At 69.8% G+C, this 25,697-nt stretch carries 14 protein-coding genes; 4 read left to right on the plus strand and 10 right to left on the minus strand.

What is annotated here, in order from left to right; translation table 11 throughout:
• Positions 1–15 precede the first annotated feature (15 nt).
• Positions 16–1,002: an aldo/keto reductase gene (locus tag ACFWXQ_RS20175; RefSeq protein ID WP_383948101.1), complete on the plus strand. Its 987-nt coding sequence runs from the start codon at positions 16–18 to the stop codon at positions 1,000–1,002.
• Between the two features lie 80 nt (positions 1,003–1,082).
• Here the strand turns inward: ACFWXQ_RS20175 and ACFWXQ_RS20180 are convergent, their stop codons facing one another.
• Entirely contained in the window at positions 1,083–1,598 is a 516-nt protein-coding gene (locus tag ACFWXQ_RS20180; RefSeq protein ID WP_383948098.1) for a hypothetical protein, read from the minus strand.
• Between the two features lie 65 nt (positions 1,599–1,663).
• Between ACFWXQ_RS20180 and ACFWXQ_RS20185 the strand changes: the two genes are divergently transcribed.
• A complete protein-coding gene (locus ACFWXQ_RS20185; protein WP_383948095.1) occupies positions 1,664–2,287 on the plus strand; it encodes a DJ-1/PfpI family protein in 624 nt (207 codons plus the stop codon).
• 674 nt (positions 2,288–2,961) lie between these two features.
• On the opposite strand, the gene ACFWXQ_RS20190 is transcribed toward ACFWXQ_RS20185, so the two are convergent.
• From ACFWXQ_RS20190 to ACFWXQ_RS20215, 6 genes are all read right to left on the minus strand, one after another.
• Positions 2,962–3,315 (minus strand): SsgA family sporulation/cell division regulator, encoded by a 354-nt coding sequence (locus ACFWXQ_RS20190; RefSeq protein WP_383948092.1) that lies wholly within the window; start codon positions 3,313–3,315, stop codon positions 2,962–2,964.
• A gap of 244 nt (positions 3,316–3,559) precedes the next feature.
• On the minus strand, positions 3,560–4,135 hold the full coding sequence (locus ACFWXQ_RS20195; RefSeq protein ID WP_383948089.1) for a hypothetical protein: 576 nt from the start codon (positions 4,133–4,135) through the stop codon (positions 3,560–3,562).
• Positions 4,132–5,526 (minus strand): hypothetical protein, encoded by a 1,395-nt coding sequence (locus ACFWXQ_RS20200; protein ID WP_383948086.1) that lies wholly within the window; start codon positions 5,524–5,526, stop codon positions 4,132–4,134. The genes ACFWXQ_RS20195 and ACFWXQ_RS20200 overlap by 4 nt, the downstream gene beginning before the upstream one ends.
• Complete coding sequence (locus ACFWXQ_RS20205; protein ID WP_383948084.1) at positions 5,523–6,332, minus strand: ABC transporter ATP-binding protein; 810 nt, start codon at positions 6,330–6,332, stop codon at positions 5,523–5,525. Before ACFWXQ_RS20205 ends, ACFWXQ_RS20200 begins: the two co-directional genes overlap by 4 nt.
• Before the next feature lie 32 nt (positions 6,333–6,364).
• Complete coding sequence (locus tag ACFWXQ_RS20210) at positions 6,365–7,183, minus strand: zf-HC2 domain-containing protein (RefSeq protein WP_383948081.1); 819 nt, start codon at positions 7,181–7,183, stop codon at positions 6,365–6,367.
• Positions 7,180–7,740 (minus strand): RNA polymerase sigma factor, encoded by a 561-nt coding sequence (locus ACFWXQ_RS20215; protein WP_143643162.1) that lies wholly within the window; start codon positions 7,738–7,740, stop codon positions 7,180–7,182. Before ACFWXQ_RS20215 ends, ACFWXQ_RS20210 begins: the two co-directional genes overlap by 4 nt.
• A gap of 183 nt (positions 7,741–7,923) precedes the next feature.
• Between ACFWXQ_RS20215 and ACFWXQ_RS20220 the strand changes: the two genes are divergently transcribed.
• Complete coding sequence (locus ACFWXQ_RS20220) at positions 7,924–10,476, plus strand: tetratricopeptide repeat protein (RefSeq protein WP_383948078.1); 2,553 nt, start codon at positions 7,924–7,926, stop codon at positions 10,474–10,476.
• Positions 10,477–10,674: 198 nt separating this feature from the next.
• The gene (locus ACFWXQ_RS20225; protein WP_383948075.1) at positions 10,675–11,115 is read left to right on the plus strand and encodes an OsmC family protein; all 441 of its coding nucleotides are present in this window, start codon (positions 10,675–10,677) and stop codon (positions 11,113–11,115) included.
• Positions 11,116–11,176: 61 nt separating this feature from the next.
• Here ACFWXQ_RS20225 and ACFWXQ_RS20230 read toward each other — a convergent pair whose 3' ends face one another.
• Genes ACFWXQ_RS20230 through ACFWXQ_RS20240 form a run of 3 tightly spaced genes read right to left on the minus strand, consistent with a single transcriptional unit; the run spans position 11,177 to position 25,408 of the window.
• Positions 11,177–12,049 (minus strand): TauD/TfdA dioxygenase family protein, encoded by an 873-nt coding sequence (locus tag ACFWXQ_RS20230; protein ID WP_383948073.1) that lies wholly within the window; start codon positions 12,047–12,049, stop codon positions 11,177–11,179.
• Positions 12,050–12,074: 25 nt separating this feature from the next.
• Positions 12,075–21,419: an amino acid adenylation domain-containing protein gene (locus ACFWXQ_RS20235; RefSeq protein WP_386268745.1), complete on the minus strand. Its 9,345-nt coding sequence runs from the start codon at positions 21,417–21,419 to the stop codon at positions 12,075–12,077.
• The gene (locus ACFWXQ_RS20240; protein WP_383949621.1) at positions 21,416–25,408 is read right to left on the minus strand and encodes an amino acid adenylation domain-containing protein; all 3,993 of its coding nucleotides are present in this window, start codon (positions 25,406–25,408) and stop codon (positions 21,416–21,418) included. The genes ACFWXQ_RS20235 and ACFWXQ_RS20240 overlap by 4 nt, the downstream gene beginning before the upstream one ends.
• Between the last annotated feature and the right edge of the window lie 289 nt (positions 25,409–25,697).

Here is a 25,697-nt window from a genome sequence, read left to right on the forward strand (position 1 = left end):
CAACAAGGAGGAAAGATGCACACCCGAACACTCGGGCGCGACCTGCGTGTCTCCGCCATCGGTCTCGGCGTCATGGGCATGTCCCAGAGTTACGGCCCCAATCCCGGCGACCGCACCGGCATGATCTCCGTGCTCCGTGGCGCCGTCGAACGCGGAGTCACGTTCTTCGACACCGCAGAAGTGTACGGCCCCTACGTCAACGAAGAACTCCTCGGCGAAGCCCTCGCTCCGGTGCGGGACCAAGTGGTGATCGCCACCAAGTTCGGATTCCGGATCGACAACGGCGCCCCCGCCGGCCTGAACAGCCGGCCCGAGCAGATCCGTGCCGTGGCCACGGCCTCCCTCAAACGGCTCAGGGTCGAGACGCTCGACCTGTTCTACCAGCACCGCGTTGATCCGGACGTGCCGATCGAAGACGTCGCCGGCACGGTGGGGGAGCTCGTACAGGAAGGCAAGGTCCGCTGCTTGGGGCTCTCGGAGGCCAGCGCGGAGACCATCCGCCGTGCTCACTCGGTCCACCGGGTGACGGCAGTGCAGAGCGAGTACTCGCTGTGGACCCGGGACCCCGAGCCGGAAGTCCTGCCGACGTGCGCGGAGCTCGGGATCGGGTTTGTGCCCTTCAGCCCGCTCGGCAAGGGGTTCCTCACCGGAGCGGTGGATGCCTCGACGTCGTTCGCGGCCGACGACGTCCGTACGACCATTCCGCGGTTCACGGCCGAGAATCGGGCGGCGAACCAAGCTCTCGTCGAGCACATTGCAACGCTCGCGCAGGCCAAGGACGCCACACCGGGGCAGGTCGCGCTCGCCTGGCTGCTTGCGCAGCATCCGTCGATCGTTCCGATCCCCGGAACCCGGCGCACCGCCCGCATCGAGGAGAACATCGGCGCCACCCGGCTGCCGCTCTCCGCCGACGAACTGGCCGACCTCAACGAACTTGCCGGACGGGTCGGGGTCCAGGGCAACCGCTACAACGAGCACCATATGTCGCTGGTCGACAAGTAGCAGACGTGCGAGACGATCTGCGAGCGGAGAGCAGGTTCGGTGACTCTCGCTCGCAGTCGCCCACCTGGGCGTCGTTTGTCCTACGGACACTGGCTGGGCGAGGAAGTCTGAGCTGCCCGAACTCGCTGCGCTGTGCATCCCCGCCGGGGACGCACAGAGCCGAATCGGCTTGGCGAACAGTCCGCTTCGTGCCGGTTATCGGCGCCCTGTTCGCGGGTTTGGTCGCGGTCTTCATCGCGGATGCCTGGGCGTATCGGCGCATCCGTCGATGCCCCGTGGTAGCGGAGCAGCGAGTCGAGATCACCCGAGGTGGCCATCTCTCGGAGGACCTGCCGGAGGAGATCGGCCTGCCCTGGCAGCGACGGCGAGTTCAAGTTGAGTTCGACCGCGTCCGTGGCGACGACCTGCTGATCTATGCCGTGGCCGGCGGGAACGGCGATGTCACGCACGAGCGTCCCCCGGCCCTGTTCGCGGCTGACCAGACCCATCGTTTCCAGCTCGTACACCCGGGTCGCGGTCAGCATGGCGATGCCCTCACGGGCGGCGAGCCCGCAGTGTGTCGGCAGCGGCACGCCCGCGACGAGCCGCCCGGTCAATTCTTTGACTGTCCTGCTCGCGGCTCCTTACCGTCAGGACCCACCCACCGGAAAGGACAGCCGCCGTGCACATCGCCATCCTCACCTTCGAGGGCTACAACGAGCTCGACTCCCTGATCGCGCTCGGTGTGCTCAACCGCGTCAAGACTGACGACTGGCGCGTCACCATCGCCACCCCCAGTCCCAAGGTGACGTCAATGAACGGCGTGACCATCGAGCAGATGTCCACCCTTGAGGCGGCGTGCGCCGCTGACGCCGTCATCGTCGGCAGTGGCATTGCCACCCGCGAGGTCGTCGAAGACCCGGCCATCATGGACTGCCTGCGCCACCTGGACCCCTCGCGCCAGCTCATCGCGGCCCAGTGCTCCGGCGCGCTCGTGCTGGCCAGGCTCGGCCTGCTCAACGGCATCCCCGCCTGCACCGATCTGATCACCAAGCCCTGGGTCGTCGCCGCCGGCGTCGAGGTGCTGAACCAGCCCTTCTACGCCAGGGACAACGTCGCCACCGCCGGCGGTTGCCTGGCCTCGCACTACCTCGCCGCTTGGGTCATCGCCCGTCTCCAGGGCAAGGAGGCCGCCGACGGTGCGCTGCACTATGTCGCCCCGGTCGGCGAGAAGGAGGAGTACGTGGAGCGCGCCTGGCGCAACATCACCCCCTACCTGCCCGCTGCCACACCGGCGCTCGTCTGAACGACCAGCCGCAGACACCGACCGGCCAGGAAGCCACGCCCCCAGCAGCCTGGCTGCTCGTTCGCGGCCCGAACACCTACCGGACTCGTAGGCAGGGAGACCACGCACCACCGCGACGAGATGACGGCTGCGATCGTTTCCAACACACTGGCCAACCCCGCCGGACAGCGCGCCAGGTCGCCGGGCTGCTTGACCTGCCTGCGGAAGCCGTGCCGGTGCTTGCCGCCGTCCCGTACCGCGGTGGACTCGTCATTACCTTCGACAGGAAGTTCCTGCCCTACAACTGGCCCAGTGACTGAGCCGTTTCAGCGTGGCCGCTGATCGAGTGAGCGTGTCGGTCTCCGCAACGCACATACTGGGATTGTCTGCGTTTCATCGGGTGCTGCCTCTGGTCTGGGCCATGGGAAATAATCCCAACGATCCCGGGAAGTGACCTTCGACAACCTGATGCAGTGTCTGACCAGCGCATTCCCTCGGTTCCCAGCAAATTGCCCAGGCATCACGCGGACCTTCTTGTACAGGGCCGCGTCTCCGTCTCCGCGGAATGGAGGGGTGCTTTCCGATTGTGGGCTCCGCGTCACGACGGGCAGTGTCCTTGTCACGGCGAAGCCATCAGTCGTCCCGCCCACCAGGAAGCAGGCGCAGAACGTGTCGAACCGCGTTTCAGGACAGGCTCAGTCCTGGTCGAGCAAAGGCGCGAGGAAACCTTCCCAGTCCAGGTGATCGTTCTCAGTGTCCTGGGGAACGAGCTGCAGTGTGACGTCCAGCCAGTCGGAAATCACGTCCCGTTCCATCTGAAAGACGGCGCAGTTCCTGAGCGGCCCGAGCCGGATACGCAACCATCCACGGCCGTCCGTCTGATGGACGGGCCACACGGCCATGTCGCCGATCCCCTCATGGCGGCGCAGCCCGAGCAGAAGAGCCTCTCGTGACAGGGACCAGTGGATTGAGGCGCCGTCCGCTTCCAGGCCGATGCGGACGGCGAACGGGTCCAACGACGTATAGCGCAACTCCAGGTCGAGAGCCACAGCAGGCCGACCGTCGCGGACGAGTTGCGTACGGTGGCGAAGTCTGGTGGTGCGGTGTGGGTGAACTTCCGTCAGCGTGACAGGCTTTGACACGAGAGATCACTTCCGAAGCTTGAGTGCGACAGGCCGACTGCCGCCGGCCCTCCTCGTACCTGCCGTCTCAAGCACGGGGTTCTGACGGGTACCCCCGATTGCGGTGTTGCAACGGCTCCTGGAACCCAAGGCCCAGGCTCGCCCCTTCGACCTACCGCCTCGGCCCCGCGACGGCGTAGGCCGTGGTGCCGACGGCCGTGAGGACCAGGGCCGTCCAGGTGCCCGTTGCCGTGCCGGGAGGCAGCAGCATCCACATCGCCACCTCCATCGGCGCACTCGTCGGGGGTGGGGCGAAGAACGAGAACGAGAGCCAGGCGAACGGCAGCGTCCATGCGAACTGGCCGCCCGAGAGTGCCGCTCCCAGGGCGACCAGTCCCATCAGGCCCGCGGTGTCCCGGACGACGAACGCGGTGGTGGCCATGGGCGCGCCCATGGTCTGCACTGCCAGCAGCGCCGCGGCGACGACCGCGCCGGCGAGCAGCACATGCGCCGCTCTGCGGGGCACCCAGCGGATCGCGGCCGTCCGGTCCAGCGCGAGGTCATGCCCGCCGAGCCCGATGGAGAAGGCCATCGCCCCCGTGGAGAGAACGAGCACGGGCAGCCGTGGATCAGCGGGCCCCGCGCCCTCGTCCCGGGCGAGTGCCCACACCGCTCCCATGCCGATCACCACCGCGGCGAGCGACGCGGGTATCCGACGCGAGCGTGCGTACAGCGTCAGCCATCTCACCGGGACGCACCGCCGGACAGCACCTCGAACGGGTCGCCCTCGCAGGACAGCGCGGCGGCGCGCATGGCGTTGATCCGCGAGATCTGCCCGGCCCGCGGCAGCGCCTTGAGTTCCTTCCACACCGGGCGGGTCTTGGCTTCGACCTCGTGGCGCATACGTGCCGACGTGCCGCCGAGCGGCTTGAGGTCCCCGAGGACCCAGCCCACCGCGACGGTCTGCGCGTATTCATCGCCCCCGAAGCCGCTCCAGCCGACGGGGGTGCACCCCGGCACCATGCCTTTGGCGATCAGGGCCCGGGTGAGCTCCCCGCCCTTCGCGGCGGCGACGATGTCGTCGTCGAAGTCGAGGAGCACGGTCTTGCGGGACCACTGCGGCGTGGAGCCCTCCGGCAGTACGGCGGTGTTCTCGCGGATCGAGACCGGTGCCTGACCGCCCAGGGCACCGTGCAGCTGGCGCAACGCCTCCTTGCCGGGACCCGCGAGGTCCGCGAGTCGTGCTTGCTGCGTCTTCGTCACGCACACCGGGCCGTCGCACACCAACTCCGCGGCGGCCTCGTCGACGACGTACATCCGGCGAGGGTCGGTGGGAAGGATGAGCAGGGCGATCGCCGCGCCCGCCAGAACGGGTGTCAGGGCGGTCAGCCGGGCGCGCCGGGTCGCGGCGACCAGCAGCGCGAAGCCGGTCCCGGCCATGCCGAGCAGCCAGAGCGTCTGTCCGACGTGCACGGAGGCGGAGAGCGTGACGAACGCCTCGCGCGCGTCTTCCACCGTCGGTGACAGCAGCGAGACCCGGTTCGGTTCCGAGTTCGGGAACCCGTCCGCCGTGTCCGTCTCCGTCCGGCCCAGCGACATGTGCATCAGGGCCGTGAACACGAAGGCACCCATGGCCAGCGCGGGCGGGGTGAGCGGGGACGGCAGGGCCCTCCCGGCTCCCATGCCCAGCACGGCCCCCGCGACGAGGAAGAGTGCCCCCACCAGCGAGATCGGCAGCCACCCGAGGTGCGTGTACTCGGTGTGGGCGAGCACCTGGACCCCACCCGCGAGGACGAGCAACGCGAAGGCCGAGGCCAGCGTGATCGCCGTCGCGCCCGCCAGGGTGGCCGCGCGGTGCCGGGCGGGCCGCGGCGTGCTCGTCAGCAGCTCGGACATCTTCGAGCGGTGGTCGCGCAGTCCTTGCAGCGCCCCCAGCCCGACGGCGAGCGGCCACACGTAGAACAGCAGGGAGCGGGTCCAGAGGGCCAGTGGTGTCCACTGGGCCGTCCACGCCGTGGTGCCACTCCACCAGGCGCCGTTCAGCAGGTACAGGAACGCCAGCGCCGGTGCCAGGACCACGATGCCGGCCCACGGGGCGACCGAACGCCTCAACTCGATACGCAGGACGCGGCTGTTCACCAAGTGCCCCTTCCCTGCTCGGGGTTGAGCAGCAGTGCCGAGTAGCCGCGCTCCAGCGGGCTGTCACCCACGTGTTCGGGGCCGCCCGCCGAGGCCAGTTCGTCCGGAGGGCCCTGGAAGACCAGCCGGCCCTCGGCGAAGAGCACCACGTCGGTACAGGCGGCGGCGACGTCCTCCACCAGATGAGTCGAGACGAGCACACAGGTGTCCGTACCCAACTCCTGCAGCAGCTCGCGGAAGCGCAGCCGCTGCGCCGGGTCCAGGCCGACCGTCGGCTCGTCGAGGAGCAGGATCGTCGGGTCGTTGACGATGGCCTGGGCGATGCCGACCCTGCGCACCATGCCGCCCGACAGGGCCTTCATCCTCTCGTCGGCGCGGTCCGCCAGACCCACCCGCTCCACGGCGCGCTGCACCGCCGCGGGGATGTCCGCCTTGGGCACCTCCTTCAGCCACGCCATGTACTCGACGAACTCACGTACCGTGAAGCGCTTGTAGTAGCCGAACTCCTGCGGCAGATAGCCGATTCGGCGGCGAACCGCACGGTGCTCGCCCATACCGCCCACGGATTCACCGAGCAGTTCCAGGCCACCCTCGGTGGGACGCAGCACGGTGGCCAGCGTCCGGATGAGGGTGGTCTTGCCCGCCCCGTTCGGACCGAGGAGTCCGTGGACGCCGATGCCCAGCGACAGGTCGAGGCCGTCGACCGCCATCCGTTTCCTGCCGACCCTGACCCTCAGCCCGGTGGCCTGGATCTCCCAGGCGTAGGCCGTCGGTGCGATGTCGGCCGCGCTCACGGCGGACGTCATGTGGTGTTCCTTTCCCATGTTCTTTCCGATGGTCATCGATGAGCTCCCAGCACGGTGTACGCGTCTCTGCGGGCGATCACGACACCGATACCGAGCGCGAGGATCAGCCCCCACGCGGGCAGACCGCCCGTCTGCAGGGCGAAGGTCGTACGGCTGGTGGCCATGGTCGGCGCCACGACCAAGGCGGCCCAGACAGCGGCCAGGACGACGGCGGCGCGGGTCACACCGACGACACCGCCGAGCGCCAGGGTCGTCGCCGTGAAGGCCAGGCAGGGCACCAGCCACTGAGCCACCATCACCCCCGTCGCCCAACCGCCCACCAGCAGTGCGGGGACCAGCACGGCAAGCACGGACGCGGTGCGCCGCAGCACCAGATAGAGCCCAGCCCTGGGCACGGAGGCCGTCAGTTCGTACGCCGGGTCCAGACCGCGCGACCAGGACGCCGCGACGCCCAGCACGGGCAGGATCGGCGCGAGCAGCAGCACCAACGACACCTCGCCGTAGCCGGTGTGGGACAGGTCGAGCAGCAGGGCCAGCAGCGTCACGCCCACGACCATGGCCAGCCACGGCACCATCGTGGGCGTCATCCACCTCGACAGCGGCGCCGACCAGCGCCGTCGGCGCGGCATCGTGGCAGTGACCGCGAGCTGGGATTCGAGGCCGGACCACACGGTGTCGACGAGGGATGCCACGGCGGGCACCCCGGCACCGACAGCGGCAGCCAACCGGTCACGGCACACCCGGCACATCTCCAGATGCGCCTCCACGGCCCACACCTCGTCGGCGGAGAGGTCCGCGCCGCCGCGCACGTACCCCTCGATGATCCGCCTCGACGCGTGTTCGATACTCATGCCAGTGCCCTCCGCATCTCGATACGGGCCCGGCGCGCACGGGTCTTGACCGTGCCCTCGGGCAGCCCGAGCAGGACCGCGGTCTCCCGGACGGACAGCCCGTCGAGCACCATCGCCTGCAGTACCTGTCTCAGCTCCGGCGCGAGGCACCGCAGCGCGTCCCCGACATCACCGCCGACGGTCTCCGCGAGTGCCAACTCCTCGGCGGCGGGCGCCACGTCGGGCGGAGCGGCGGCCGGCGGCGGCTCCGCGTGGTGAGCCCTGCGCCGGAACGCGTCGACGAGGCGGCGCGCCGCGATCGTCCACAGCCAACCCGTGGCCGTCCCCCCGACCGCGGCCCCGGCGAACGCACCCGCCGCGCGCCACACCGCCAAGTAGGTCTCCTGCATGACCTCCGCGACGATCTGCTCGTCCACACACCGGCGGCGCAGCCGCACCGCCATCCACGGCGACGTACGCCGGTACAGCTCCTCGAACGCGGCACGGTCGCCTTTCGCCACCAGCCGGACGAGACGCTCCTCGTCCACCTCGTGCAGCGCTGCTCTGACTGATCTCACACCTGCTAGACGCCGGGCCCGGGCTACAGGTTTTCCCGTTGCCGTGATCCACGTCACACAGAGAGCCCTGAGTGGCAGTGGTATCCAGGCCGGTCATCCTGCGGCCCTCCGGCTCGACGCGCCATAGTTCTTCTCTGCAGGCGAGCTTGTCGGGTACGGCGAGTCATGGTTAAGCGGGGGTACATGAGCGAGTTCGATCGGATCTTTGATCCGCAGTACACGGCGACCGAACTGTTCACCAACCGTGTCGACGAGCACACAGCGTTCACCACGGCCTTGCTGCAACACATGGAGGGGGTACGCGGCGGCTCGGCAACGTTGAGTCACGCCGCTCGCCGGAACGTCATCACCTTCTACGGCGTGGGCGGAATCGGCAAGACCGAGCTGTCCAGGCGGCTGGAGTCGTGGTGCACCGGGGAATTGGCGGAGCCCGGCGACTGGGAGCAACTGCCGCCCGATCAGCTGCTCCCCACCGTCCGCATCGACTTCCACGGAAGTCGCGTCGTCAACGCTGTGGACATCGTGCTGCGGCTACGAGTCGCGGTGGCCGGCAGGCGGCGGCGCTTTCCCGCGTTCGACCTGGGCTTCGCAGCCTGGTGGGCCCTGGCCCGACCAGGAACGCCACTGCCGGACCTGTCCGCCTCCAGTTTCGACGTACGCGGGCAGATCACCGACACTCTCAACGACGTGCTGAGCGACGTCGGCGCCGGATTCGGGCTGGGCCCGCTTACGGTGCGCAGCGGGATCCTCATTGTCGACGCCGTCCGGGAGAAGCGGCTGCGCAGCCACACCCTGCGGGAGTGCGCACCACTGCTGCACGTCATCACCCAGGCCCAGAAGGATCCGTCCGACTACGTCGCCGCGACGCTCGCCGGCCTGCTCTCCTGGGATCTGGAGAACCTTCCCGTGGCCAAGCGGCCCGTCACGGTGGCGTTCGCCGATGCCGCGGAGTACGTACAAGGGGACGACCGGTCGCAGGAGCGCCTCTTCAACCGGATCGTGCACCTGACTCCCGGCACCCTGTGGGTGGTCACATCACGCAATCGGCTGGACTGGGACGCCGCTCACGTTCACCAGTTGCTCCCGGCAACGGGCCCGCACATCTGGCCCGGCCTGCGGTTGGCGGTTCAGGAAGATCCTCGCCAGCATCTCGTCGGCAATCTCTCCGAACTCGATGTGAAGCGGTACCTCCGTGCCGCGTCAGGCACAGCGGGCAATCCGGAACTGACCCCGGACGTCATCGACAACATCAGCGCCGGCGCCCACGGCCTACCTCTCTACCTCAGCCTGTCGCTCTCCATGGCGCGTGCCGCGCACGGGAATCCGGCAGCAGCCCAAGCCTTCGGAGGGCCGCTGCCGGAGCTCGCCACCCGTGTGTTCGCCAATCTGCCGCAACAGGAGCGTGAACTGGCCCGGGCCGCGAGCCTGGTGCCACGCTTCGACGAACGTCTGATCTCCCAAGCCGCCGGCGCGCTGGTCGGTGACGCTCAACGGCTGTGCCAGCGCACCCTCGTCACCAGGGACAACCACCCGGTCTTTCCCTACCGGCTCCACGACGCGGTCCGCTCCGCCATCGCCCACGAACCCGTCAGCAATCCCGGAGCCTGGGCACCGGACGACCGAACCCATATGGCCAGGCAGCTACTGGCAGCGCTTCGCCATCGAAGCGACGCTCTACTCCTCAACAGCGAACAACGACTCGACGTCATGGAGCTCGCCGCCGATCTGTGCGCCCGTCACGCTCTCACCGCCACCTGGCTGGCGGACGCACTCGCCGCCGTACCCGGTTTCGCCAAGACCGCCGACCGGCTGCCGCCTCCCACACTCGACACCTGGGTGGGGCAGGTGTCCGGCATCTACGAGGCGTGGCGCCACGGACGCCGGAAGAGGGAGCGCATCGCCTACCTGGAGGACTACCTCTCCCAACCGCTGCAGAGCGATGTCCGCCATCGCGCCAGGCTTCGACTCGCCTACATCTACCGCGACGGCGATGCCGGCACCGCCTTGCGCATCCTCAAAGAGATGCTGGAGGAGAACCCGGCTTCCGAACTGCTTCGATACCAGGTGGCTCGCACGCTGCGTAGCCGAGGAGAGTACGACGAGTTGGAGCAGCACCTGAGCCGCTATCCGCTGCAGGACCCGACAACGTCCGTCCGGATCAGCAGCGACCTCGCCTTCGACCGCGGACTCCTCGAAGAGGCCATCGCGGGATCCGCCACAAGAGCCCGAGCCCTGCGAGCCGGAGGACAGCACCGTATCGCTCTGGAGAACGAGACCTCCGCTCTGTGGCGCCGCGCCCTGTGCGGCCGCAGCACACCCGCAGAGTGCGACGCCCTCTTGGCCGACGCCGATCACTTCGGCGAGACGCTGTCCATGCGGACTGCTCTGACGGCCAAGGCGATCTCCATGCGCAGTGACCACCTCGCAGCACGGGAACTCCTCACCGAAACCCAGCAGCTCGTCGACGCGCGACAGCAGAAGACGGGCTGGCGTGAGTGGACGGGCCGACTCGTCATAGCCCTGTGTCACGACGATCGCGCCTCGACGGAGGAGCTGCATCGGACGTGGCTGGCCACTGACAGACATTGGAGCCCGAACTACCAAGTCCTGGATCGTCTCTTCGTGTTCGCCGGCTGCGCTGCCCGCTACCGGACCAGGCAGATCACGAGGGCGGAGGACGCATCCGTGGCCGACCAGCGCTGGCGAACGATCATCGAGTCGTTGATGCCCGCCTAGCGACGGCCGGTCCGACCAGGTGGTGTGGCGAGCCGGAGGCAGCCGGCGGCGTGTCGGCCCTGGACGCTCGGTATGTCGTGGACGCCTCTAGGAGTGAATCTGCCTGCCGCTGCATCCGGCGCCCGGCCATCGGTACTCGGTGTATGGGCAGGCGCGGCATGAGGACGGCCCGGGAGGCGGGACAGTACTGTCGTCGCCATGACTGACAATTCGCTGCGTTCTGTCACCATCGAGCGGGCCGGCCCGGGCCGGTTCACCGTGACCAATGCCCGCGGGGGCACGCTGAGTTTCGGCACCGGCGGGGGTGCAGACTTCACGCCGGTCGAGTTGTTCCTCGCGGCGATCGGCGGCTGTACCGCGGCCGACGTGGAGGTCGCCACGAGTCGTCACGAGGAACCGACCACGTTCTCCGTCGCCGTGACCGGCAACAAGGTCGAGGACGAGAGCGGCAACCGGATGTCGAACCTCGAGGTCACCTTCTCTGTCGCGTTCCCGGACGGGCCGTCGGGGGAACGCGCCCGCACCATCCTGCCCCGGGCCGTGAAGACTTCGCACGACCGGCTCTGCACGGTCAGCCGCACCGTCGAGGCGGGCACACCGGTCAGCGTGACCGTGTCCGACGGGACTGACGGCGCCTGACGTCCGAAGGCGACGCCGGAGCAAGCTGATCGGCGAGCTCCGGCGCCGGGCACACAGGCCATCAGCCCTTGACGGGGCCGCCGTTGATGGCAATGCGCTGGCCGTAGCGGGCGTAGGGGTAGTAGTCGTACGTCGCGTGGTGCTGGACGCACCGGTTGTCCCAGAAGACGAGCGTGCCCGGGGTCCAGCGGACGCGGCAGTGCAGGACCGGCCTGCGGGCGATGATGTCGAAGAGCATGTCGAGCAGGGCCCGGCTCTCGTCGGGGGAGAGCTGCGGGATGCGGCTGGTGTAGGCCTTGTTGACGTACAGCAGTTTGCGGTCGGTTTCCGGGTGCCGGGCGATGAGGGGGTGTTCGCTCTTGGGGATGACGTAGTCCGCGGGCAGCGTGTATCCCGCCAGGGCCTGCGCGCCGTCGTGTATCGCGGTCAGCGGGTCCAGCAGGGCGCGCATCGCCGGTGAGAGCATGGCGTAGGCGAGGTGCATGTTGGCGAAGAGGGTGTCCCCGCCGCATCCCGGCTCGGGGGTCTCGGTGATGTAGAGCATCGACCCCAGGGACGGTTCGGCGTCGGCGGTGCCGTCCGCGTGCCAGCCGTTGCCCGCCACGTTCGCGGCGGCCGACGTCGTGCGGATCTCCAGGATGTAGGGATCGCCCTCGGGCGGCGGCGGGTTGACGGGGCGCAGTTCACCGAAGGCGGCGGCGAAGCGCCTGTGATGCTCGGCGGTGATCGTCTGATCGCGGAAGACGAGGACGTGGTGGTCGCGGAAGGCGGCCCGGATCTCCTCCAGTTGCTCCGCCGGGATCTCCTGCGACAGGTCGACGCCCGAGACTTCCGCTCCCAGAACGGGAGTGATCCGCTGGACGGTGAGCGTGCGGTAGGGGTACGCGGGACGAGTGGTCACCGCTTCCAGCGCTTCGAGTTCGTATGACTCCATGTCAACCTCCAGAGGCGGGGTGGGTTTACAGGTCAGCGGTCCCGCGGGCACCGGCACCAGAGGACGCCAGCGTCGCCCTGATGGTCCCGGCCACCGTGTCCACATGGGGAGCCGCGACGATGCCGTAGTGGTCCGTGGGCAGATACCTGCGTACGGCGGACGGGGGCAGGCAGGTGTTCCACTGCCGGTCCGCCTCCTGAGGGTCCGCGGGGGTGGGCATGCCCGCCGTGGGGTGTTCGGCCAGCCACAGATACGTGGGGACGGAGACGAGTGGCCGTACGCGATGTTCCCCGAGGCTGCGCAGGTTCGCGCGGCAGCAGCGGGCCAGCCTCTCGGCGTACGCCTGTGCGGCGTGCCCGGCCGGCAACGCGGAGACTCCGGGGGCGAGTTCGGCGGCGAACACCTTCTCCAGGTGAGCCTCGTCGTAGGAGGCAACATGTGCGTGGGGCGGTGGCGGATCCAGAAGGTAGAGCGCCTCCAGTGGCAGGCCGGCCGACTCGGCCAGGCCCGCCATCTCCATCGCCACACGGGCGCCGTAGGACCATCCGGCCAGGTGAAGCCGGTGGTCCGGTCCGCCGAAGCGCTCACGCAGCTTTGCGTCGTAGTGATGGGCCCGCTCGGTCAGTGACCATGCGGACATCCCGGTGTCGCGGAGTGCCGGGTCGGCGATGAGGCACACCGTCGGCGCGGGGCCGAGTGCTGCCACCAGGGAGCGGTAGGCCTGGATGTCTCCACCCACCGGGTGCACCAGGCACAGGACGGCCGAACCGGTTCCCTCCTGCCAGATGTCGAGGACGACCCGGGAGGTGCCCCCGGCCGCCTCGGTGGTGGGCTCGGCGGAGGTGAGGGCCGCATCGATGTGTTTCAGGATCTCCGTGAGGCTGACGCGGTGGCTGAACGAGGCCAGGTCGAACTCGACGCCGTAGTCGTCCTCGATCCGGGCGATCAGGCTGATCAGGGTCAGCGAGTCGGCGCCCAGGTCGTAGAGGGAGTCCTCGGGGTCCAGTTCGTCCACGCCCAGCAGATCCTGGATCACCCGGGCCATGGTGTCCGCCTGCTCTCCGGAACCGCCGGCGTCGGAGGCTTCCACCTCTCCGTCCGTCGGGTGCACCGGTCCGGAACGCGAGGACGGGGCCGCGATCCCGGTCGGAGCGTAGAAGGCTCGGGAGGCCTCGATGTCCGTTGTGGACACGAGGAGTTGAGGCAGTTGCAGGGCCAGGGCATGCGCGAAGACCGCTTTGCCCTCCTCGACGGTCAGGCCGACCGCGAGGTGGGCCTGATGGCGGCTGTCCGTGTTCAGGACCCGGGTCGCCATTCCGGTCTCGCTCCAGATGTCCCAGTCGATGCCGATCCGGACGGTCGTCTCCGTCTCGGTGGCCCGGTGGTGGGCGAAGCCGTCGAGGAGGCTCGCGCCGGCTGCGTAGTCGCTCTGGCCGACACCGCCGAGCAAGGCGGACATCGAGGAGCAGTAGACCGCGATCTCCGGGCGGAAGGCTCCGATCAGGTGCTCGACGACGAGGGCGCCACGCTCGCGAACCGCCGCGGCCTCGCCCATCGCGGTGGTGTCACGCCGTACGAGCAGCCCGCCGTGTCCGAGACCGGCCGCGTGGATGACACCGTCCAGCCGTGACGTGTGGTCGGCGACGGCCGCCGCCACATCGTGGACTGGCATGGTCGCGAGATCCGCCGGGACGAGGCCGACGCGGTCGGCCCATCCGTCCAACTCCTCGGGCAGCTGCGGGTTTCGCGACAGCAACAGCACCCGGCCGCGGGTGTGTTCGAGCAGCCAGGCGGCGATGGCGCGGCCTATACCGCCCGTGCCGCCGAGCACCAGGTGGACGGTGTCCGCTCCGGCCGGTACGAGGGACTGTGTCCCCTCCGGCTCCGGTACGGGTGTGGTGCCCGACCGCCACCAGTAGCCCTGCCGCAGCGCGAGTTGGCGCGGCAGGGCCGGTCCGTCCGGACGACCGGCGGCCGCACGTGCTTCGGCGACGACCGAGGCCACGTGTCCGGCCCAGCGGGTGAGGTCGCCGTCGGGGAGGTCGAGCCAATGGCCGTTCAGGGCGGACTCCTGATGGGCGACCTCGACCGGCCCGGCGAGGAGCGCCAGTTCAGGTCTGTCCACCGTTCCCGTCACGGGCCGGGCGCCGTACGACAGCCACCACACCCGTGGGGAGCCGTTCCGCCCGGTCAGCGCCTGGGCCAGGGCCGCCGTGCTGTCCAAGCAGGCGTGACGAGCGTGTTCCAGGGTGCCGGGACCGACCGGCCCTGTCACGTCGAGGGGCAGGGTGTGCACCCACTCCGTGTCGCTGGAGACGGGGGCACCGTCCTCGGACAGCGCGTCGAGCAGCCGGCGCAGAGACGCCGGGTCGGCGGGGTCCGCGTCGTAGGCGTTCGGTCCTCTGCGGGCGAAGGCGCCGGCCGGGTGCACCCGTATCACCCGCGATGCCACCGCCTCGAAGGGCGTGAGCGCTGTCCGCGGAGTGTTCTCGGAGGCTACGACGACCACGGTGGAGGCGTGGCCGGCCGACACGCTGGTGTCCGCGATGGCGGCACGGCGCAGCCGGACCCAGTGCGGCTGGTGCAGCCAGTTCTCCCGGGGCAGCCGCCGGGGTGTGGCGGCCGGGGCCTCGCGAGGCTTCTCGGGCAGCCGGTCGAAGTCGTGTTCCGTGAGGGAGAAGGACGGGGGTGGGAAGTCCCAGGGCGCCGGAGCGGAGCCCGCGCCCCAGTCGACAGGGTGTCCGGCTGCCCAGGCCTCGGCGAGGTCGTGGGCGGTGCGGCGGACCGCGGAGACCGTTGCAGAGTCCGGGTCCGCGCTACCGGGTTGCACCACTCCTTCGGCCACCGCGCGCAGCCAGCGCTCGGCCGCGGCAACGTCCGTCACGGGTGCCGCGGTCCGCATTCGGCGAGCGACCCGACCGGCCTGGAGATGGCGCAGCACGAACTCGTGGCGCTCCGGGTGCAGTTGGAGGTAGTCGGCGATTCGAGCGGCGTCGGCGGTCAGGGCGTCCGCGCTGGAGGCCGACAGCACAAGGCACTTGGGGACCTCGCGGTCTGCCACCGGTCCGGGCGGCGCGGTGTCCTGCTCCACGACGACGTGGGCGTTGGTGCCGCCGATCCCGAAGCTGCTGACCGCGGCCACCCGTTCGCGTCCCTCGGGCCAGGGCGTGGCCTCGGCCGGGACGTAGAAGGGAGTGGGATCGGGGCCGATCTCGGGGTTGAAGGCACGGAAGTTGAGGTTGGGCGGGAGTGTCCCGTGGTGCACGGCGAGGACCGCGCGTACGAGGCCCACCACGCCGGCGGCCGCGCCCATGTGACCGAGCTGGCTCTTCACGGAGCTCAGAGCGCAGCGGCCGGACTCACTCACGTCGAACGCCTGCCGAAGCGCTCCCACTTCGATCGGGTCGCCCAGCCGGGTGCCGGTGCCGTGGGCCTCCACATAGCCGAGGTCGGCGCCTGTTCGTCCGGCGCGGGACAGGGCGGTCCGGATCACCTCCCGCTGTCCGGCGAGGGATGGTGCGGTGTAACTCATCTTCGCCGCACCGTCGTTGTTGATCGCGGAGCCTGTGATGAGTGCGTAGACGGTGTCGCCGTCGCGCCGTGCCTGCCGCAGCGTCTTGAGGACCACGACCCCGACGCCGCTCGCGCCGACCGTGCCGGTGGCGTCGTCGCTGAAGGGCCGGCAGTCGCCGTCCGCGGAGAAGATGTGCTGCGGGCGGTAGCGGTAGCCGCCGGTCAGCCCGGGGTCGATGAGTACTCCTCCGGCGAGCATCACCTCGGCTTCGCCCTGCCGGAGCAGACCGGCGGCGAGGTGCACGGCGACCAGCGAGCTGGAGCAGGCCGTCTGGGCGCTGAAGACGGGGCCGGTCAGCCCGAGGTGGTACGCCACCTTGGTGGCCAGGAAGTCCTTCTCATGGTGGAGGGCGAGCTGGAAGCCGTCAGGCAGCCGTTCGGGGTCCGCCTCGCGCAGCAGGGACTGGAAGTAGGTGTTCTCCCCGGCACCGGCCACCAGGCCCACCCGGGTGACCGAGGTGTCCGCCACCCCGGCGTGCGCCAGGGCCTGCACGCCGGCCATCAGCAGGTGACGCTGCTGGGGGTCCATCAGACGTGCCTCTTGTGGGCTGATGCCGAAGTGCCCCGGGTCGAAGTCGAGCATGCCGTCGAGCGTGCTGTGCGCGCCGACGACTCCTTCCGGCGCGTCGATACGGCGGATTCCGGTGCCGCCGGAGACCACCAGCTCCCAGAAGGCGGCCAGGTCCGGGGCGCCGGGCACCCGTACCGCCATGCCAACGACTGCGATCGGCTCGCCGGGTTCGGGGGTCTGTTCGGGGGGCCCGTCATTCTTCGCGACCGATGGGGTGAGCAACCGCGGGGTGGTGAGGTGGCGGGCCAGGGAGCGGACGGTGACGTGCTCGAAGAGGTCCGCGATGCTGAAGCGCAGACCGAGTGCCGTGGTGCAGCGCAGGTGGAAGCGCATCAGGGCGAGGCTGGAGGCACCCGCCTCGAAGAAGGTCTGGTCCGGTGCGATCACCGACCCGGTGACCTCCTCGAAGGCAGTGGTGAGGCGCTCCTCCTCGGCCGACAGGCCCGTGCGGGTGCTCGCGGAACGACGTATCTCCTCTCCCGGTGCCCGGACGGCCGCCTGCCGGTCCAGCTTGCCGCTGGGTGTGCGGGGGAGGTTCTCCAACCTGCGGAAGCGGTTCACACGTACGTAGGAGGGCAGCAGGGCGGACAGATGCGCGGTCAGCTCGTCGGCGGCCGGCGTTTCGCCACGGATCTCCAAGCCGGCCGTCAGCTGTTCTCCGTCACGTGTGACGACGGCGTTGACCACCGCCGGATGGCGCAGCAGGGCCGCCTCGACGGAGCCGAGTTCGAGCCGGTGCCCGCTCAGTTTGATCTGCTGGTCGTCACGGCCCGCGTAGTGCAGCAGGCCCCCACGGTCGAAGTACGCCCGGTCACCGCTGCGGTAGAACAGGCCCGCGCCGGGGAGTTCGACGAAGCGGGTGTCGTCCAGTGCGGGTTCGTCGAGGTAGCAGCGGGTGGTCATGGTGCCGCCGATCAGCAGTTCGCCGGCGCACCCGTGCGGGACCGGGTCGCCCTGGGCGTCCACCACCCGCAGATCGGCGCCGGCCACCGGGCGTCCGATGGCGGGCCGTTCGGGCCAGCGCGCAGGATCTCCCTCCAGACACAGGGCACTTACCACGTGTGTCTCGGTCGGCCCGTAGTGGTTGAACAGGCGCGCGCCGGGGAGCCCGGCGAACCAGCGCCGGATGCTGTCCGTACACACCAACTGCTCGCCCGCGGTGACCACTTCGCGCAGCCGGGAGGGATACCTGTTCAGGCGGACGGCGTACTCGGCGAGCAACTGCAGTGCCACGTACGGCATGAAGATCCGCTCGGCGCCCGTGGCGTCCAGCCGGTCCAGGAGTGCGGGCGCGTCCCGACGCCACTCGGGACGTATGAGCTGGAGGCTGCCACCCGTGCACAGCGTCCCGAGGATCTCCTGGAAGGACACGTCGAACGCCAGCATCGAGAACTGCTGGGTGACCGCGGGGGCGGTCAGCCCGCCGGGACCGGACTGCCACCTGATCAGGTCGCACAGCGTGCGGCCGTGGATCTGCACGCCCTTGGGGACGCCGGTGGAGCCGGAGGTGAACAGTGCGTACAGGGGGCGGGCGCCGTCATGTGCCGACGCGCCGACCGTGCGTCGGCCGTACGTCTGCCCGTCGTACGACGCGCTCGGGCCGTCGCCCTTCACCGGCGCCGGGACCGCCGGTACGACGAGGTGGCGCACCACACCGTCCGGCAGCAGCGTGTCCAGCGTCGTCGAGCTGTTCTGTGTGGCCAGGACGCACAGCGGGTCGATCTGTTCCAGGACTCGGCGCAGCACGTCGGCCGGGTAGGAGGGGTCGAGAGGCACGGCGGTGACGTTCAGCCGTGCCAGTGCCAGCAGCGCCACTACGTGCTCGACGGAGGGATCCAGGTACAGGGCCGCCCGGCAGGGGCTGCCGTCGGCCGGGATCGGGTAGCGGTCGGCCAGTTCCGTGGCGAGTGCCGCGGCCCGGGCGTCGAGGGCCGCGTAGCTCAGGGTGGCGCCGTCGGCCGTGACGACGGCGGGGGCGTGCGGAGTGCGGGCGACCTGCAGGGCGAAGCCCTCGGCGATCGTGGTGAAGCCGGGTTCTGGGGCGGGGCCGCGCCCGTGTTCCGGGAGCAACCGCCGGTACGGTACGACGAGTTCACGAGCCGTGGAGCGGCCGCCGGCGGCGAGCGCGTCCACGCCCCGCCGGAACAGCTCCGCCATCGCCTCGACGTCCTCGCCGGTGAACCGGCCCTCGGCGTACTCCCACAGCACGTCGAGTCCGTCCGCGTGCTCGACCACGGAGACCGTCATCGGGCACTTGGCCTCCGGCGCCGACCACCACAGGGGGCGCTGGGTGCAGCCGGGCAGCCGCAGTGCCCCGAAGTCGGTGTTCTCCAGGACGAACAGAAAGTCGAACGGCGTGCTGTCGCCGACGCCGTCCCAACCGGTCAGGACGTCCGTGAGCGCCACGTCCTGGCATCCCAGCACCTGCCCTGTGCCGGTCCTGGTACGGGCGAGGTGCGAGCGCAGGTCCTCACCGGGCGCGACGGTCAGAGGCAGCAGCACGGTGTTCGCCATCATGCCCACGCTGCTCTCGAACTCGCGCACCGGGCGGCCCGCGACCGGGGCGGCGACACGAGGGCGGACCAGGCCGGTCACGCCGTACAGGCACCAGGAGAACACGCTCAGCAGGACCTGGAACCGAGTCAGTCCTAACTCGGCGCACAGCTGGTCCACTTGGGCCCGCCGAGCGACATCGAGAGACGTGTGCAGCAGGTGCGCCCGCGGTGCCGGACCGGCGTCCTGGGCAGGCAGCGGCTCCAGTGGCTCCTCCAAACCCTCGTAGAACGTGAGGAGTTCATCGCGCTGCGCCTGGTAGTCGGTTCTCGCGAATCGGTCGCTCTGCCAGACGGCGAAGTCCAGTGGGGTCGGAGCGGGTGCCTCGGGCCGGCCGCTTTCGGCGTAGGCGGCCGACAGGTCGTGCAGCAGGATGCTCAACGACCAGCCGTCCACGGCGATGTGGTGCAGATGCAGCAGGAGCGTGCCGCCGTCGTCACGCGGCAGCCAGCAGGCCCGGAGCATGCGGGGGACGGCGAGGTCGAAGGGCTCGGCGAAGAAGGTGTCGGCGAAGGCGTGTGCTTCTTCCTCGTCCCAGACATGCTGGGGGCCCGGTTCGTGCCAGGGGTCGTACGGCTCTCCGACGGTCTGCTCCAGGCCGTCGGGCCCGAGGCCGAAGCTCGTCCGCAGCGCCTCGTGGCGTGTCACCAGGCTGCGCAGCGCTCGCCGGAGGCGGGCGGTGTCGACGGGTCCGTCCACGCGGAAGGCCTGGTCGACGGAGTAGGCCCGGGAGCCCGGGGTGCGGCGCTGTATCAGCCACAGCCGCTGCTGTTCGCTGGTGGCGGGCGCCGAGCGGGCACCGGAGACCACCGGTGCCGGTAAGTCGCTCTCCTCGCGGGGACGGCCCGTGGCGACCGACCGGGCGACGGCGGCCAGGTCGCCGTGCAGGACGGCCGCCTGGGACAGGTCGCGGCCCCATCGCCGTCGTACGGCGAAGCAGAACCGGAGCGCCTTCAACGAGTCGCCGCCGCTGGCGATCCACCGGTCGCCGAGCCCGAGGCCGGTGGTGCCGAGTATCTCCTCGGCCAGTTCGACGACTTGGCGCTCCGTCTCCGTCATGGCCGGTCCCTCAGAACCGGGGGAGGCGGGCCGCCAGGGCCGGTCGGCCTGCCCCAACAGCGCGACCTGGTCGATCTTGCCGTTGGCGTTGAGCGGCAGCTCGGCCACGAGATGAATCTGGTGGGGGCGCATGTAGGCGGGCAGATGGGCCGCCAGGTGGCTGTCGAACTCCTCGTAGGAAAGCTCCTGTTGGAGGACGACGAACGCCAGCAGTTCGTTGGGACCCTGCTGGCCCGCGCGGCGCGTGCACACATGGGCATGCCGGACCGCGGGGTGGGTGAGAACGCGCCGCTCCACCTCGCCGGGCTCGATCCTGAAGCCACGGACCTTGACCTGGCGGTCGGTTCGGCCGACGTACTTCACCAGGCCCTCGCTGTCGGCCCGTACGAGGTCACCGGTGCGGTAGTACCGCTGCTGGCCACCGTCGAGCCACGGCAGCCGTACGAAACGCCGCTCGGTCTCCTCGGGGAGGTTGCGGTAGCCGGCGGCGAGCCCGGCTCCGCTCAGCAGGAGTTCGGCGACCTCACCGGGTGCGGCCACCCGCTCCTGGCCCGGCACGACCAGGACGGCACCGGTCTGCGGCAAGGGCCGGCCGATCGGCACCACGGCCCCGTCGAAGTCCCGTGGGATCGGATGGCACAGGGCGAAGGTGCTGGCCTCTGTCGGTCCGTAGCCGTTGAACAGACGGGTGCCGCTGTCGGGGTTGTCGCGGTACCAGCGGCGTATCGTCCGGGCGTCGAGCTGCTCACCGCCCACCAGGACCTCGGCGGCCGCGGCAAAGCAGTCCGGCACGGCCGTGACCATCGCGTTGAACAGAGCGGCGGTGACGAAGAGGGTGTCCACCCCCTCGTGCCGCAGCGCCGCGGCGAGCCGCTCGGGAGTCCGCACGTCCCCGTCGCTCAGGACCACGCAGCAGCCACCGGTCAGCAGGGGCACCCAGACCTCGAAACTCAACGCGTCGAAGGCCGGATTGGCCAGGCAGGCATAGCGCAGACCTGGCTCGACGCGGATGTAGCCGGGTTGTGCCAGTCGCCGGACCCCGGCGTCACGGACCTCGACTCCCTTGGGCTGCCCCGTCGTTCCGGAGGTGTAGAACAGGAAGGACACCTCGCCGGGGGCGGCCGGTGCCTCCACGGCGGCCACGGTTGCCGCGGCTGCCGCGAGGTCCGGGGGTTCGGGCAGAAGGGCGTCCGCGGCGAGCACCTTCACATGCTGCGGGAGCCCGGTGACGCACTCGGTCGTCTCGTGCACCAGGGCGGCCGCAGCGGAGTCCCGGAGGATGAAGTGACGGCGTTCCGCGGGGCTCTGCGTGTCGAGGGGCACGACCTGCGCCCCCAGCCGCAGAATGCCCAGCATCACGCAGACCAGCCGCCACGACCGCGGCAGCGCCACCGCCACGGCCTGCCCCGCGGTGACGCCCCGGCGCCCCAGCTCCTGGGCGACGCCGGCGGCTGCCACGTTCAACGTCGCGTAGTCGAGGCAGACTTCGCCGTCGACCACTGCCTCGGCGTGTGGTGTGCGAAGAGCCCGGCGGTGAATCTCAAGGGCTATCCCGGCCGGGGTGCCCAAGTCCTCGGCCACGTCGGTGGGGGACGTTTCGGCATGCGGTTTCATCGCGCCTCCGACGTGCCTGAAGGTGTGGTGCACTCCGTCTCGCCCTGGCCGGGGTCGGAAGTCAGCCGGTGCAGTTCGGCGGTGAGGACGGCGGCGACGCGGGGCAGTTCGTCGCTCTCCAACATGTCCCAGTGACCGCAGGCGACCGGCTCGACCACGAACTCACCGCTGACGCGCTGCCGCCAGAACGCGCGTAGACGAGCGGCGGCGCCCTCGGCGTCCGCTTCCTCGTCCTCCACGGCCGTCGCCTGCATCAGCAAGACACGGGCGGGAGATTGGGGTACGGCGTAGTCGCGCCCGGTCTTGCGGTGGTGGTTGTAGACGTTCAGGTACCGGGCCACCTGGTCGTCGTCGATACCCGGGTACATGCCGTTGAAGCGCACCAGCTTCTCCCGGAACTCCGCCATGCCGACCGGCGTGATCGCGGCGCGCTGCTCATCGTCCTGGGCACCGTGGGTGTCTAGGAGGACCACGCACACCTTCTCGTGCCCGGCCGCCACCAGCCGGCGGCCCATCTCGTACGCGATGAGACCGCCGTAGGAGAGCCCGCACAGCACCAGTGCCTCGTCGGTGCGGGGGCCGACGAGCCGTAGATACTCCTCGGCCATCGCCTCGACACCGGGCAGGGTGGACTCGCCGGGATTGATACCAGGCGCCTGAAGCCCTAACACGCCGATGTCGTCGGCCAGTTCGGCGGACAGCGGCAGGTAGCAGAACGCGGTGCCGCCGGCGGGGTGCACACACACCACGCGCTGCCGGCCGCCGCCCGCACGGAATTCGACCAGGCTGCCGGGTTCCGCGGATTGCGCGGCATCGCCGAGGTTGCCGCGTACCCGCTCGGCGAGCGCCTCGATGGTGGGGTGCAGCATGACGTCCCGGACGGGCAGGGTGACGCCGAGTTCCTCCTGGACGGCGGACGCCATCTTGATCGCCGAGATCGAAGTGCCGCCCAGCTCGAAGAAGTTGTCGCTGATGCCGATGTCCGGGTGCAGCAGCACCCCGCGCCAGACCCGGTACAGCGCCATCTCCACGTGGTCGCGGGGCGCGGCCGTGTTGACCTGCCCCGCACGGGTTCCGGCGGCGGCGCGCAGTACCTCCGGCCGGTCCACCTTGCCGCTGCGGTTCAACGGCAGTCGCGGGAACTCGGCCACCACGGCGGGGATCATGTAGTCCGGCAGACGGTCCTTGAGGGCCGCACGCCACTCGTACGGCATCCTCGTGGCATCGGCGTCACATCCCACCCCGGCGACCAGGCGCGGGCCACCGGGTGTGTCGCGATCGGCCAGGACGACGGCCTCCCGAACCCCGGGGACCGCCAGCAGTGCCGCCTCGACCTCGCCGGGTTCGATACGGAATCCGCGCAGCTTGAGCTGGTCGTCGCGGCGGCCGACGTACTCGGCGTTGCCGTCCGGCAGCCAGCGCGCCAGGTCGCCGGTGCGGTAGAGGCGTTCACCGGGGACGAACGGGTCGGGCACGAAGAGTTCGTCGGTGAGGTCGGGGTGGTTCAGATATCCACGGGCCAGACTCGCTCCGCCGAGGTAGACCTCTCCGGTAACTCCCACGGGTACTGGGCGCATTCGGTCGTCGAGCAGGTACAGGCGTGTGCCACGCAGTGGCCGCCCGATGGGGCACGACCGCTCGTACGGCTGTGGGTCGGTGTAGGCGGTGGAGTAGAGGGTGGCCTCGGTCGGGCCGTAGCCGAAGCAGATGCGCAGGCCTGGCAGCAGCTCACGCATGCGGTGCAGGGTGTTTTCCGGCAGGGATTCCACTCCGGTGAGGAGCTGACGCAGGCTCGACCCGGCCAGGCGTGCGGCCGGATCCTCGCCGATCCACAGGACGTAGGACGGGGGCAGAAACGCCTGGGCCACCTTGCGTTCGCGCATCCAGTCCAGCAACGCCCTTGGATCTCCCCGGAGTTCGTCGGAAACCAGGTGGAGCACGGCGCCGGTGGTCAACGGGACCAGGAGTTCGTGCACCGACGCGTCGAAGCCGATGCTCGACCAGGCCGAGGACGCCTCGCCGGGGGCGTCCCCCATGAGTTCGCGCCAGTGGTCGAGGAGATTGACGACGCTGCCGTGCGTGACCGCGACGCCCTTGGGGCGGCCGGTCGATCCCGAGGTGTAGATGACGTAGGCGAGCCGAGCACGGTCCGTGTCGATGGCCGGCGGCTCGTCGTGCGTCCCCTCCGCCTCCACCTTCGCCAGGTGCTCCCACAACTCGTCGTCCACCGTGTCCTGCTGGTCGGTCAGCACGAGGACCGGTGCGGCGTCGCTCACCATGGCGGTGAGCCGCTCCGGGGGCTGGCCGGGGTCGAGGGGCAGATAGGCGGCTCCGGACTTGAGGATCCCGAGCACACCGATGACGAGTTCGGCCGTACGTCCGATGTGCAGGCCCACCACTCGATCGAGACCGGCGCCACGGGCGATCAGGGCGTGGGCGAGACGGTTGGACCGGCGGTCGAGGGTCGCGTAGTCCAGCTCCGCGTCGTCGGCCACCACCGCACACTGCCCGGGCCGCCCGCGGACCTGCGCAGCAAAGCGCTCCAGCACGCCTTCCGATTCCGGGTCCGTCACGGCGGGCCCGGTGCTGAAGGCGGCGAGGAGTGCCCGCTGCTCGTCCTCGTCGAGCAGCGTCAGGTCGGCGACCTCGGCATTGGGCCGCTCGGTCATCAGACGCAGCACGCGCAGGAATTGACGTATGTACCGCTCGATCGTCGCCCGGTCGAAGAGCGCCACCGCGTAGTCGATCTCCCCGGTGAGGTGCCGGCCCTCGTCGGCCAGGGCCAGGACCATGTCGAACTTGGCGGGTACGTGGGCGGCGTCTTCGCGTAACTCGACCTCCAGGCCGGGGAGTTCGAGTTCCTTCCGCATGGAGGGCACCCACGCGAACATGGTCTGGAACAGGGCCGTGTGGGCGGGGCTGCGCGGTGGGTTGACCAGTTCGACGACTCGCTCGAAGGGGAGGTCGACATGCTTGAGGCCGCCACGGATCGACTGGTTCACCCGCTTCAGGGCGTCCTTGACACTGGGTGAGCCGGAGAGATCCGCGCGCAGGGCAAGGGTGTTGACGAAGAAGCCGATCAGACCCTCGACATCGCCGCGTCGGCGGTTCGACGTGGGGGCGCCGACCACGATGTCGTCCTGCCCGGAGAGCAGGGACAGCAGTACGGACCAGCCGGTGAGGACGGTCGCGTAGAGGGAGACATCGTTGTCAGAAGCCAGGGCGCGCAGGGCCCGTGTCAGATCCTCGTCGACGGTCACGGGCAACCGGTCGCCGTGGAAGTCCTGTTCGGGCGGGCGCTGCCGATCGGTGGGCAGGGAGATCACGGTCGGGGCACCGGCCAGTGCGGTGGTCCAGTAGTCGGCGTGCGAGGCGGGTTCGTCTCCCGACATCCACTCCCACTGCCAGCGCGCGTAATCGCTGTACTGCCAGGTCAGTTCGGGCAGCGGGACGTCCTGCCCCTGCTGAAGCGCGGAGTACACCAGGCCCAGCTCTTTCAGTACCAGGGAGCGGGACCAGCCGTCGAAGACGATGTGATGGACCACCAGGATCAGTACGTGATGGTCGGGTTGGAGCGTTAACAGGCAGCCGCGCGCCATGGGCTCCTCGCCCAGGCGGAACGGGGTGCCCTCCACCTCCGACCGGATGCGCGCCAATCGTTCGGCCCCGTCCGGCAGTCCCGTCAGATCCTCGAAGGTCACCGGGAACCCCGTGTCCGGCGGATCGACGACTTGAAGAGCCGAACCCTCGAAGGGGACCAGCCGCGTGCGCAGGGCCTCGTGCCGGGCCGCGAGCAGCTGCAGCGCCATGATGAGCAGGTCCCGGTCCAGCGGTCCCCTGATATCGAAGGGCATCGGCTCGTTGTAGGCGGCGCTGGCCTCGCCGTCCATGCGTGCCATGACCCACAGACGCTCCTGCGCCAGTGACAAAGGCGCGGGCTTTATCTCCTCGCCGGAATGATTACTGACTGCGATTCGGGGTAAAAACACGGGTTACCCTTCACGAGAAGAGAACGCGGCGAAAACCGGTAGAGCGCAATCTGAAAGCAATACCTGTAGGGCCAGGGCCTTCGGCCGGGCCTCAGCTGGAGGCGAGCGGCTATCCGGCCTGGTCAACGCTGTCGTTGCACTGCCGGGCGGGCAGCGCGGAGTGTGGAGTGCGGAAGAAGCTCTATGAAGTTGAGCGAGGTACCTGCAGAGTGGCGATTGCGGACGTTTCTGTTTATTCGGCCGCCCGCATGGTGGCTAATTTCCGCTGATGTTAAATGCGCTTCGATTG

The sequence above is a fragment of the Streptomyces sp. NPDC058697 genome (genome assembly GCF_042715345.1).
Lineage (GTDB): Bacteria > Actinomycetota > Actinomycetes > Streptomycetales > Streptomycetaceae > Streptomyces > Streptomyces liliifuscus.

Excerpts from the sequence above, each read along its gene's own strand:
- ACFWXQ_RS20225 (WP_383948075.1), top strand. The coding sequence starts at position 10,675 with ATGACTGACAATTCGCTGCGTTCTGTCACCATCGAGCGGGCCGGCCCG.
- ACFWXQ_RS20175 (WP_383948101.1), top strand. The coding sequence starts at position 16 with ATGCACACCCGAACACTCGGGCGCGACCTGCGTGTCTCCGCCATCGGT.
- ACFWXQ_RS20210 (WP_383948081.1), bottom strand. The coding sequence starts at position 7,183 with ATGAGTATCGAACACGCGTCGAGGCGGATCATCGAGGGGTACGTGCGC.
- ACFWXQ_RS20230 (WP_383948073.1), bottom strand. The coding sequence starts at position 12,049 with ATGGAGTCATACGAACTCGAAGCGCTGGAAGCGGTGACCACTCGTCCC.
- ACFWXQ_RS20205 (WP_383948084.1), bottom strand. The coding sequence starts at position 6,332 with ATGACGTCCGCCGTGAGCGCGGCCGACATCGCACCGACGGCCTACGCC.
- ACFWXQ_RS20220 (WP_383948078.1), top strand. The coding sequence starts at position 7,924 with ATGAGCGAGTTCGATCGGATCTTTGATCCGCAGTACACGGCGACCGAA.
- ACFWXQ_RS20235 (WP_386268745.1), bottom strand. The coding sequence starts at position 21,419 with ATGAAACCGCATGCCGAAACGTCCCCCACCGACGTGGCCGAGGACTTG.